Annotated in this window: 8 protein-coding genes; 3 read left to right on the forward strand and 5 right to left on the reverse strand. The window is 62.0% G+C overall.

Translation table 11 applies throughout. The features are described 5' to 3' along the window. Positions 1 to 73 precede the first annotated feature (73 nt). Positions 74 to 703 carry a response regulator gene (locus tag ACE04F_RS27230; protein WP_486110643.1) on the reverse strand — a complete coding sequence of 210 codons (630 nt, stop codon included), beginning with the start codon at positions 701 to 703 and terminating at the stop codon, positions 74 to 76. A gap of 63 nt (positions 704 to 766) precedes the next feature. Continuing rightward, positions 767 to 3,169 (reverse strand): PAS domain-containing sensor histidine kinase, encoded by a 2,403-nt coding sequence (locus ACE04F_RS27235; RefSeq protein WP_486110644.1) that lies wholly within the window; start codon positions 3,167 to 3,169, stop codon positions 767 to 769. A gap of 74 nt (positions 3,170 to 3,243) precedes the next feature. On the opposite strand from ACE04F_RS27235, the gene ACE04F_RS27240 reads away from it, so the two are divergent. Continuing rightward, a complete protein-coding gene (locus tag ACE04F_RS27240; protein WP_486110645.1) occupies positions 3,244 to 4,239 on the forward strand; it encodes an alpha/beta hydrolase family protein in 996 nt (331 codons plus the stop codon). A 130-nt stretch (positions 4,240 to 4,369) separates the two neighbouring features. Here the strand turns inward: ACE04F_RS27240 and ACE04F_RS27245 are convergent, their stop codons facing one another. Genes ACE04F_RS27245 through ACE04F_RS27255 form a run of 3 tightly spaced genes read right to left on the reverse strand, consistent with a single transcriptional unit; the run spans position 4,370 to position 6,826 of the window. Next, a complete protein-coding gene (locus ACE04F_RS27245; protein ID WP_486110646.1) occupies positions 4,370 to 5,137 on the reverse strand; it encodes a TerB family tellurite resistance protein in 768 nt (255 codons plus the stop codon). Between the two features lies 1 nt (position 5,138). Then, entirely contained in the window at positions 5,139 to 5,810 is a 672-nt protein-coding gene (gene murU / locus ACE04F_RS27250) for an N-acetylmuramate alpha-1-phosphate uridylyltransferase MurU (protein WP_486110647.1), read from the reverse strand. Next, the gene (locus tag ACE04F_RS27255; RefSeq protein WP_486110648.1) at positions 5,807 to 6,826 is read right to left on the reverse strand and encodes an aminoglycoside phosphotransferase family protein; all 1,020 of its coding nucleotides are present in this window, start codon (positions 6,824 to 6,826) and stop codon (positions 5,807 to 5,809) included. The genes murU and ACE04F_RS27255 overlap by 4 nt, the downstream gene beginning before the upstream one ends. A 130-nt stretch (positions 6,827 to 6,956) precedes the next feature. Here ACE04F_RS27255 and ACE04F_RS27260 point away from each other — a divergent pair, with 130 nt between their 5' ends. Both ACE04F_RS27260 and ACE04F_RS27265 read left to right on the forward strand, forming a co-directional pair. After that, entirely contained in the window at positions 6,957 to 9,755 is a 2,799-nt protein-coding gene (locus ACE04F_RS27260) for an LPS-assembly protein LptD (RefSeq protein WP_486110649.1), read from the forward strand. After that, the coding region (locus ACE04F_RS27265) for a hypothetical protein (RefSeq protein ID WP_486110697.1) at positions 9,730 to 9,800 on the forward strand (71 nt) is incomplete at its 3' end. The genes ACE04F_RS27260 and ACE04F_RS27265, both read left to right, overlap by 26 nt.

Genomic DNA, 9,800 nt, shown 5'->3' on the forward strand with positions numbered 1-9,800 from the left:
GCATTCAACATCGATGCTGAAGGGTCCGACGCTTTCGCGAGCAGGCTCGCTCCCACAGGGGGATGGGGGAGGCTTAGAGCAACTTGTGCTCCATCGCGTATTTCACCAGCTCGGCCAACGAGGTGATGTTGAGTTTCTGCATCAGCCGCGCCTTGTGGGTGCTGATGGTCTTGCTACTCAAGGCCAATTGCTGGGCGATGTCATTGACGTTGGCGCCCTGGGCCAGGCGTTCGAAAACCGAGAATTCACGCTCCGACAGCAGGGAGTGCAGCGGTCGTGTGTCGGTCAGGCCCACTTCGAAGACCATGCGGTCGGCAAGGTCCGGGTCAATGTAGCGTCCGCCCGCCGCGACCTTGCGGATCGCCATGAGCAGCAAGGCGGGGTCGCTGTCCTTGGTCGCGTAGCCAGCGGCGCCGACTTTCAGGGCCCGGGCGGCCATTTGCGCCTCGTCATGCATCGACAACACCAGGATGGCCGGCGGGTTGTTCAGCGCACGGATCCGTGGGATTGCCTCAAGGCCGTTGACGCCCGGCATGGAAATATCCAGCAGTACCACTTCGCAAGGCACGTGTCGCAGGGTCTCGAGCAGCTGTTCGCCATTGCTCGCCTCCCCCGCCACCAGCAGATCCTTGGCCAGGCCGATCAATTGCTTGATGCCTTCGCGGACGATGGTGTGGTCTTCGGCTACCAGTACACGGATCACGGCGCTTCTCCAGATTCAGAATCTCATGTGCGGGCAAGCTCGCGCCCACAGGTTTGGTGCAGGTCATCCAAGGTGCGGCTTGTCCAACGGCACCCGTACCGCCAGGGTCGTGCCCTCGCCCGGCTCACTCTCCAGTGTCAGTTGCCCGCCCATGATCAACACGCGCTCACGCATGCCGACCAGACCGAAGGAGGTTGGCCGCCCCGTATCGGCAATAAATCCTACACCGTCGTCACTGATCGTCAGGCACAACTGGTCGCCCTCGCGTACCAGCGTCAGTTCCACAGTATGCGCTTGGGCATGGCGCATCACATTGGTCAGCGCTTCCTGGAGAATCCGGAACAGGCCGATGGCCTTGGCGTCGCTCAACGCCGGCAGGTTGTCCGGCACCTGCACCAGGCACGGAATCTGTGTGCGCGCCTCGAAACGGCGGGCCTGCCATTCGATGGCCGAGGCAATTCCGGCATCGAGGATCGGCGGGCGCAACGCCGTCGCCACGTCCCGCACCAACTGGAGCAACTGGGCAATCAGGCGCTTCATGCTGTTGAGCCGCTCTTGCAGGCCCGAGTCAAGTTGTGCGTAGGCCAGTTCACACATGGACGTCTCGAGTTTCAACACCGTGAGCATTTGCCCCAGCTCGTCGTGGACTTCCCGGGCAATGCGCGCCTTTTCTTCTTCTCGCACGCTTTCCAGGTGCGCCGACAGTTCACGTAACTGCTCCCGGGAACTGGCCAGCTCCAACTCGATGCGCTTGCTTTCGGTGATGTCCCAGACAATGCCGTCCCAGACATAGGCGCCGTCCTCGAGACGACGCGTGATCGCCTTGATCTCGGCCCAGCGTTCCTGGCCTTCGCGAGTCAGGATGCGGCCTTGCCAAGACCAATCGCTGTCACTGTCCAGCGCCTGGTCCTGGGTGCGGTGGTAATCGGCCTTGTCTTGCGGGTGCACCAGGCTGCGCAGCCCGGTATCGCTGCGGGCCAGTACCGCGGGGGAGTAGCCCACCAGGCTTTCGCTGCCTTCGCTGATATAGGCAAAGTCGATCTGGCCGGTCACCGGTGCCCGCTCCAGGCGAAAGACCAGGCCCGGTACGTTGGCGGCGATGCCCTGCAGCCGCGCCTCGCTCTCTCGCAATGCCGCCAGCGCGCGGCGACGCTCGGTCACGTCATTGAGGTAGACCACCAGGTATTCCGCGTCACGAAAACGCAGGAAACTCAGGGAAACGTCCGCCGGCAGGATACTGCCATCGGCCCGCACGCATTCGGTTTCGAAACTCTGCGGTCCGTCTTCGCTGGCGCGAGCGCGCTTCCACAAATTCAGCCAGCGGTCCATGTGCAGGCCCGGCTCGAAGTCGATCAGCGGTCGATCGATGATCGCGCCTGGCGCATAACCCAGCATGGTTTCCGCGGCACGATTGGCGTAGCGCACATGGCTGTCCCAATTCACCCAGAGGATCCCGACCGTGCTTTGATCGATGGAAAATTGCGTCAGGCGCAAGGCTTCTTCACTGGCGGCGCGCTGGGCGATGTCCTCGCGCGCCGAGCGCAGGCGACGTTCCAGCCCGCGTTGTTGGCGGCGTTGCCAGAACACGATGGAGACACTGCACAGCAGCAAGGCGAGCATCAGCAGGGTCAGGTTCTGCCAGAAGCCAGGCGTCTCGGTCAGGCGTGGGTATTTGGGCTTGATCCAGCGGTTGTGCAGTTGCTCCAGCTCCTTGGCGGGAATCGCCTGCAAGCCCTTGTCGACGATCTCGGCCAACTGCGGCCAGTCCCGGCGCGTGGCGACCCTGAGCAATTGCGGCAGGCCGATATCACCCACCACCACCAATCCGGAAAATTCCGGCTCGACCATCAGACGCCCCAATTGTGCCTCGTCGATCACCGCGTAGCGGGCCTGCTGGCTCAAGAGCAACTGCAGGGCCTGGCGTTCCATCGGCACGCCTTGCAAGTTCAGCATCGGGTAGTTGCTGCGCAGGTAATCGGCCGTGGTGCTGGGCATCCTCACCACCACTCGGGCCTGGGAGTCGAGTTTCTCTAATTCCACGCCTTCGGCGCTTTTCTGCTCGCCCACGATCAACTGCGGCACACGCATGTAAGGATCGGAAAACTGCCAGAGCCGCAGCCCGGCCGGGGTCTGGGTCAAGCCCGGCGCGACATCCACTTCGCCGTTGCGCACGGCGGCTTCCAGTTGCGCGACATCCTGGAAGTTGCGCCAGGTCAGCTCGACGTTCAACGCCTTGCCCAGCCATTGCATCAATTCGACATGGGTGCCGGACAGACGCTGCAAGCGCCGGTCGTACTGTGCGTAGGGCGCCTGCAACACCAGGCCGACGCGCAACTGCGGATGCTCCGCCAGCCATTGCCGCTGGCCCGCACTCAACTGCACCGTCTGCGCCTGTGGCACGGGTGCAGCCCACGCCATCAAGGGAAGCCATAGACAGCCGATAACCCACAGGCAAACACGCATCATCGAAATCTCACGCACTGACAAATACTGACCAACCCATTAGGCTGCCGGAAATACTTCTGGTCATGGAATATCCGATGTTCTCTGTTAACCGCCTGACATTGCCTGCATTGTGCCTGTCGCTGATACTGCCGAGTGCATTTTCTGTACAGGCCGGTGAAACGGCGCCCGCCGCGGCTGGTCTACCCGCCGAGGTGAAACCGGCCGAACGCCAGCTTTTGCTCGAGCGTAGCCAGGAAGAAGCGGCGGCGCTCGCACGAAAAGTCCCAGCCCAGGAACAGCGACAGCTACAAACCGGCAGCGACGCATTCCTTGCCCTCTGGAAGCCGGCCAATACCAGCGAGCCCAAGGGCGTGGTCATCATCATTCCCGGCGCCGGCGAAACGGCTGACTGGCCTCAGGTCATCAGCCCGCTGCGCAAAAAACTGCCGGATGCCGAATGGAGCAGCCTGAGTATTACGCTGCCGGACATGCAGAGCGACGTAATCGCACCCCGCGCGGCGGAAACACCGCCGGAGACCAAGCCGGCCGACATTGCTGCTGCAGCCCCCGACGCAACCACCGCAGCGCCGATCGAACAGGTCGCCGGCGGCGAGGCCGACGCGGCGGAGCCGGCCTCCGCCGAAACCGGCGACGAACCCGCCAAGGCCGACGCCGAACGGATTTTCGCCCGTATCGACGCGGCATTGGCCTACGCTGAGCAACAGAGCGCCCGCAGCATCGTCCTGCTGGGCCACGGCACCGGTGCCTATTGGGCGGCGCGCTATCTTGGCGAAAGACAACCCACGCAAATCCAGCGCTTCGTGATGGTCGCGGCCCAGACACCCGTCACCGCCAAGCCCGGCCTCGCCGAGCTGACACCGAACCTGAAGCTGGCAACGGCGGACATTTTCTATATGGACAAGCCGACGGATCGCAACGCGGCCCTGGAACGCCTGCAAGCCAGCAAACGACTGAAAGGGTCGAGCTTCAGCCAGGTTTCCCTCAAGGCGTTGCCCAACGCAACGGCGCAGCAGGAACAGCTGTTTCGACGGGTTCGGGGGTGGTTGAGTCCGCAGAGCCCGGAGCAGTGAGACCCTGCCGCCTGCTTCTGTGGCGAGGGAGCTTGCTCCCGCTCGGCTGCGCAGCAGTCGTAATCCGCTTAGTCCTGGCTTGGGTCCGCTTCGCGCACCAGCGGGAGCAAGCTCCCTCGCCACGGGTGTACTAGCGAAAGTCCCTGCGCTCGCGAATCAATCGATAGGCGTTGTGCAGCTCGCGGGTCTTGTCGGTCGCTTCGCGTACCTGCAAGGCCGTCGCCCCGCTGCCGGCAATCTTGTCCGGATGATGACGACTGATCAGGCGACGGTAAGCGCGCTTGATTTGCGACGGTTCGCTGTTGGCCGAAACCCCCAACAGCCGCAACGCCTCCTGATACGTCAAGCCACTGCTGGGCAACCCCGGCTTCTGCGGCTCATAGTCCGTCGCCAGTGCCTGGACCTGCTGCGGCGTCCAACCCAGCCATTTGCCCCATTGAGCGAGCAATTCACGCTCGGCTACACCGGCACGGCCATCGGCCCAGACCATCCGCCAGCAGGCCCGGAGCACGCCTTCAGCCGCATGTGGCTGGGCACTCAGGCGCCGCAGATAACCACGCAGCCGGTCGTTTCCCGATTTGCCCCGATTGAAGGCCGCGATAGCCCGACGTTGCGCCGGTTCGCTCAGATCCAGCGCGCGCATTTCCAGACGCGCCTGCTGGATGTGCCCATCAACCACGCGCCCGTCGATCTTCGCCAGGCGTCCGAGCAATACGAATAACAATTCATCGTTGCGCAACGCCGGACGCCCGCCCAGGCGCTCGCGCACCTGGGCCCAGCCATGCAGATTCATGCGCCGATCCAGCGCCTGCCCCAACAATGCGCCGAGCATGGCCCCCGGGATGCTGGCAATGGCAAAGCCCGCCCCGGCTCCAATCAGAGTCCCTGGCCACCACATATCAACAGCTCGCCTCTATCAGTTTTTCGACTTGCAACAAACGTTCGTGAGTACCCACATCGACCCAGCGTCCTTCCAGGCGTGTACCGCTGACCTGCCCTGCGGCCATGGCGCGGCGAAACAGCGGGGCCAGCTTGAACGCGCCATCGGCGCAGCCGGCAAACAGCTGTGGATCCAGCACGGCGATGCCGCTGTATGTCAGCTTATCGGCACCAGGCTCGCCCTCATTAACCTGGCCGTCAGCCAGAATGAAATCGCCCTCAGGGTGATGCTCCGGATTGTCCACCAGCACCAGGTGCGCCAACCCCGAAATCGGCCGGCGCAGGACGCTGAAATCGTAATCGGTCCAGATATCGCCATTGACCACCACGAACGCTTCGTTACCCAACAGCGGCAGCGCGCGGAAAATCCCGCCGCCAGTTTCCAGCGGCTCGCCCTCCGGCGAATAGCGGATCTGCACGCCAAACCGCGAACCGTCGCCGAGATGATCCTCGATCTGCTGACCGAGCCAGGCATGGTTGATCACGATTTCGGTGAACCCGGCCGTGGCCAATGCCCGTAGGTGGTACTCGATCAACGGGATGCCGCCGACGCGAATCAACGGTTTGGGGGTAGTGAGGGTCAGGGGGCGCATGCGCTCGCCTTTGCCCGCCGCCAGGATCATCGCCTTCATGCGCTCGCTCCTGGGCGCAGGCTGCGGAGCAGCTTGTCCAACGGCGCCAATTCCGGACGACGGGCAATGACCGCTTCTATATAGGCAAAGAAACGCGGCACGTCAGCCAGGTAACGCGGCTTGCCATCGCGATGGCAAATGCGCGCGAAGATCCCGATCACCTTGAGATGGCGTTGCACGCCCATCAGGTCGCTGGCACGCAGGAAATCCTCGAAATCCGGCTGGACCGGGATGCCGAGCGAACCGGCCTGTCGCCAATAATCTTCCAGCCAGCCGCGCACGCGTTCTTCCGGCCAGCTAAGGAAGGCGTCCTTGAACAGGCACGTCACGTCGTAGGTCACCGGGCCATAGACCGCGTCCTGGAAGTCCAACACGCCGGGGTTGGGCTCGCTGAGCATCAGGTTGCGCGGCATGTAGTCGCGGTGCACCAATACTTTCGGTTGGGCCAGGGCACTGTTGATCAGCAGGTCGGATGCCTGCTGCCAAAGTTCTTGCTGGGCCGTATCGAGCTCAATTCCCAGCTCACGCTTGACGTACCACTGGGGAAACAACTCCAACTCGCGACGCAACAACGCGACGTCGTAGCTGGGCAGCGGCGCGACCATCGGCAGTTGCTGAAAAGCCAACAAGGCTTGCAGGGCATCGCGGAACAGATCGTCGGCATTTTCGCCGTTGATCACGTCCAGATAGGTCTGGTTGCCCAGGTCATTGAGCAAAAGAAAGCCGCGATCAAGGTCTTCGGCATAAATTTTCGGCACGTTGATCCCGGATTTCGCCAGCAAAAAAGCGATATCCACGAACGGTTTGCAGTTTTCCTGGGGCGGTGGCGCGTCCATCACGATCAGGCTGCGGCCCTCGCCCTGCCAGCGGAAGTACCTCCGGAAACTCGCGTCACTGCTGGCCGCGGTCAACGTGGCCGGGGGTACGGCGCCCCAGCCTTGCTGGGTGAAGAGGATTGGTAGCTGCTCATCGAGCCAAACTTTCAGGTGTTGCAAGCGTACATCTTGGTCAGGCATTGCAAGGGTCTCCGACGGCGCTAGCCGTCAAGCGGGTCATGCTTTATTATCCAGCATCTTTTTCAGACCATCGAGAGGCGTGCGGCCCACACCGCGGGCAGATGGCACGCAGGAAGCCCGGACTAATAAGATGGCATTGAAATCCCCCGCGTTTCGTAAAAAATTTCCGTTGCTGGTCACCGGCAGTCTGCTGGCCCTGCAACCCCTGGCCTCTTCATTCGTCGTCGCGGCGCAGCAGTATGACTGCTCCGTCTCCGCTTCGGGTGCCTGGGACTGTTCACCCAAGGCGCCGGCCGCTGCATTGCCGCCGCGCCCGGTGCATGAAGGCAGTGCGGTTGCCGACAGCGGCAGTGCTCCGGCCGACAGCGATTCGGGCGAGGTTGCCGGCGATAAGCCGATGCTCGTTACCGAATCCAAGGGCCGCGGCTTGAAGTCGCGCAGTGCAGACTACAGTCACCTGGACTGGGTTCCGCGCGAGAACCTCACGCCTGCGCAACTGGCTGAAACCGGCCCGTACTGCGCGGGCGCGTACATCGAACCGTCTCGCCCCGGCATGAACGACAAGACCGCCAAGAGTGACGCTCCGACGTTCCTCGGCGCCAAGGCTTCGCGCTACGAGCAGGAGCAGCAAGTGGCGACCCTGGCCGGTGACGTGGTCATGCGTCAGGGCAGCATGCAGGTCGAGGCCGACGAGGCCAGCCTGTACCAGGCCGAGAACCGCGGCGAGCTGAGCGGCAACGTGCGAGTTCGCGACAACGGTGCGCTGATTGTCGGCGACCACGCCGATGTGCAGCTGGACACCGGCGAAGCCAAGGTCGACAACGCCGAGTACGTGATGCACAAGTCGCGCATCCGCGGTAACGCGCTGTACGCCAAGCGCGCCGAGAACGCGATCATCCGCCTCAAGGATGGTACGTACACCACGTGCGAGCCGGGCAGCAACGCCTGGACCCTCAAGGGCAACAACATCACCCTGAACCCGGCCACCGGCTTCGGTACCGCCACCAATGTGACGCTGCGGGTCAAGGACTTCCCGGTCCTGTACACGCCGTACATCTATTTCCCGATCGACGACCGTCGCCAATCCGGCTTCCTGCCGCCGACCATCGGCAGCGGCACCGACACCGGCTTCATGCTGGTCACCCCGTACTACTTCAACCTGGCGCCGAACTACGACGCCACGTTGTACCCGCGCTACATGAGCAAGCGCGGCCTGTTGATGGAAGGCGAATTCCGCTACCTGACCAAGTCCAGCGAAGGCCAGTTCGGCGCGGCGTACCTCAACGACGAAGAAGACGAGCGCTCCCGGCAGACCGACTACAGCAAGACCCGCTACATGTACAACTGGCAGCACAAGGGTGGGCTGGATTCGCGTGTGATGACGGAAGTCGACTACACCAAGATCAGCGATCCGTATTACTTCCAGGATCTGCAGACCGACCAGATCGGTGTTGAGTCCAGGGACTACGTGAACCAGCAAGGTGCGGTCAGCTATCGCGGTGATACCTATACCGCACGGTTGAATGCGCAGGCCTTCCAGATGGCCACGATCTCGAATATCACGCCTTATGATCGTCTGCCGCAGATCACCTTCAACGGTGCGCTACCGCAGCATCCCTATGGTCTGGATTTCGCCTATAACACCGAGTTCGTGCGGTTTGACAGGGATTTGAGGAACGGCAACTACACGGATGAAAACGGTAACACCGAGCTGTTTCTGGATGAGAACGTCCGAGGCTTGGCCCGCGCTACCGGCGACCGGATAAATCTGGCCCCGGTTGTCAGCCTGCCGATGAATGCAAGCTATGGTTTCATCAAGCCCTCGCTCAAGTACCAATACACCCAATACGATCTGGATCTCGACAGCAGGGGCAAAGCCGACATCGCTGGCCAGGGTGCTGAGGGTGACCGGCTGAACGGCACCTACAGCAGCAGCCAGAACCGTGGCGTTCCGATTGCAAGCATCGACAGCGGCCTGTACTTCGACCGTGATACCCAGTGGTTCGGCAAGAACTATCGCCAGACCCTGGAGCCGCGCCTGTTCTACCTCTACGTGCCGGAAAAAGATCAAAGTGACATACCGGTCTTTGACACCAGCGAAAGCACGTTCAGTTACTCCTCGCTGTTCCGCGACAACCGCTTCACCGGTTCCGACCGCGTCGGCGACGAGAACAAGCTGTCGCTGGGCGTGACCAATCGCTGGATTCAGGAAGACGGCTTCGAACGCCAGCGCATCAGCGTCGGCCAAGCCCTTTACTTCAAGGATCGCGAAGTTCAACTGCCAGGTATTGACGCCAGGACTCGTGAAGACGCGCAGTCAAGCGTTTCGCCTTACGCACTGGAATATGAATACCGCTGGAACCGTGATTGGCGCACAACGGCCGATTACAACTGGGACCCGGACACTCATAGCCCGCGCTCGGGTAGCGCCATGTTCCACTACCAGCCAGAAGACAACCCGAACAAGGTTATCAACGCCGGTTATCGTTATCGCAACGACCTGGTGCGCTATGACCAGACTACCGGTCAATGGCAAGTAGGCGGCGGCGACTACGGTACGCCGGGCACCCCTGGCTACGTGAAGGACTACTACAAGATCAAACAGCACGACTTCTCGGTCATCTGGCCGATCGTGCCGCAGTGGAACGCAATCAGCCGCTGGCAGTATGACTACAACCGCAACCGCACCCTGGAAGCCTTCGGTGGTTTCGAATACGACAACTGCTGCTGGAAACTGCGCCTGATCAACCGTTACTGGGTCGACTATGAAGAATTCAGTCAAGCCGCCCCGGAAAACGAAAAAGGCGACCACGGCGTCTTCCTCCAAATTGTTCTGAAGGGACTCGGCGGCCTCACCGGCGCCAAGGTAGAGAGCTTCCTCGACAAAGGCATTCAAGGTTATCGTGAACGTGAAGACCAAGCTTTCTGATTGTCTGCGCCCGCTGATGCTGGGCGCGCTGTTCCTGGGTAGCGC

This window comes from Pseudomonas sp. AGC41 (assembly GCF_057334555.1).

Excerpts from the sequence above, each read along its gene's own strand:
- ACE04F_RS27235 (WP_486110644.1), bottom strand. The coding sequence starts at position 3,169 with ATGATGCGTGTTTGCCTGTGGGTTATCGGCTGTCTATGGCTTCCCTTG.
- ACE04F_RS27240 (WP_486110645.1), top strand. The coding sequence starts at position 3,244 with ATGTTCTCTGTTAACCGCCTGACATTGCCTGCATTGTGCCTGTCGCTG.
- ACE04F_RS27245 (WP_486110646.1), bottom strand. The coding sequence starts at position 5,137 with ATGTGGTGGCCAGGGACTCTGATTGGAGCCGGGGCGGGCTTTGCCATT.
- murU (WP_486110647.1), bottom strand. The coding sequence starts at position 5,810 with ATGAAGGCGATGATCCTGGCGGCGGGCAAAGGCGAGCGCATGCGCCCC.
- ACE04F_RS27255 (WP_486110648.1), bottom strand. The coding sequence starts at position 6,826 with ATGCCTGACCAAGATGTACGCTTGCAACACCTGAAAGTTTGGCTCGAT.
- ACE04F_RS27260 (WP_486110649.1), top strand. The coding sequence starts at position 6,957 with ATGGCATTGAAATCCCCCGCGTTTCGTAAAAAATTTCCGTTGCTGGTC.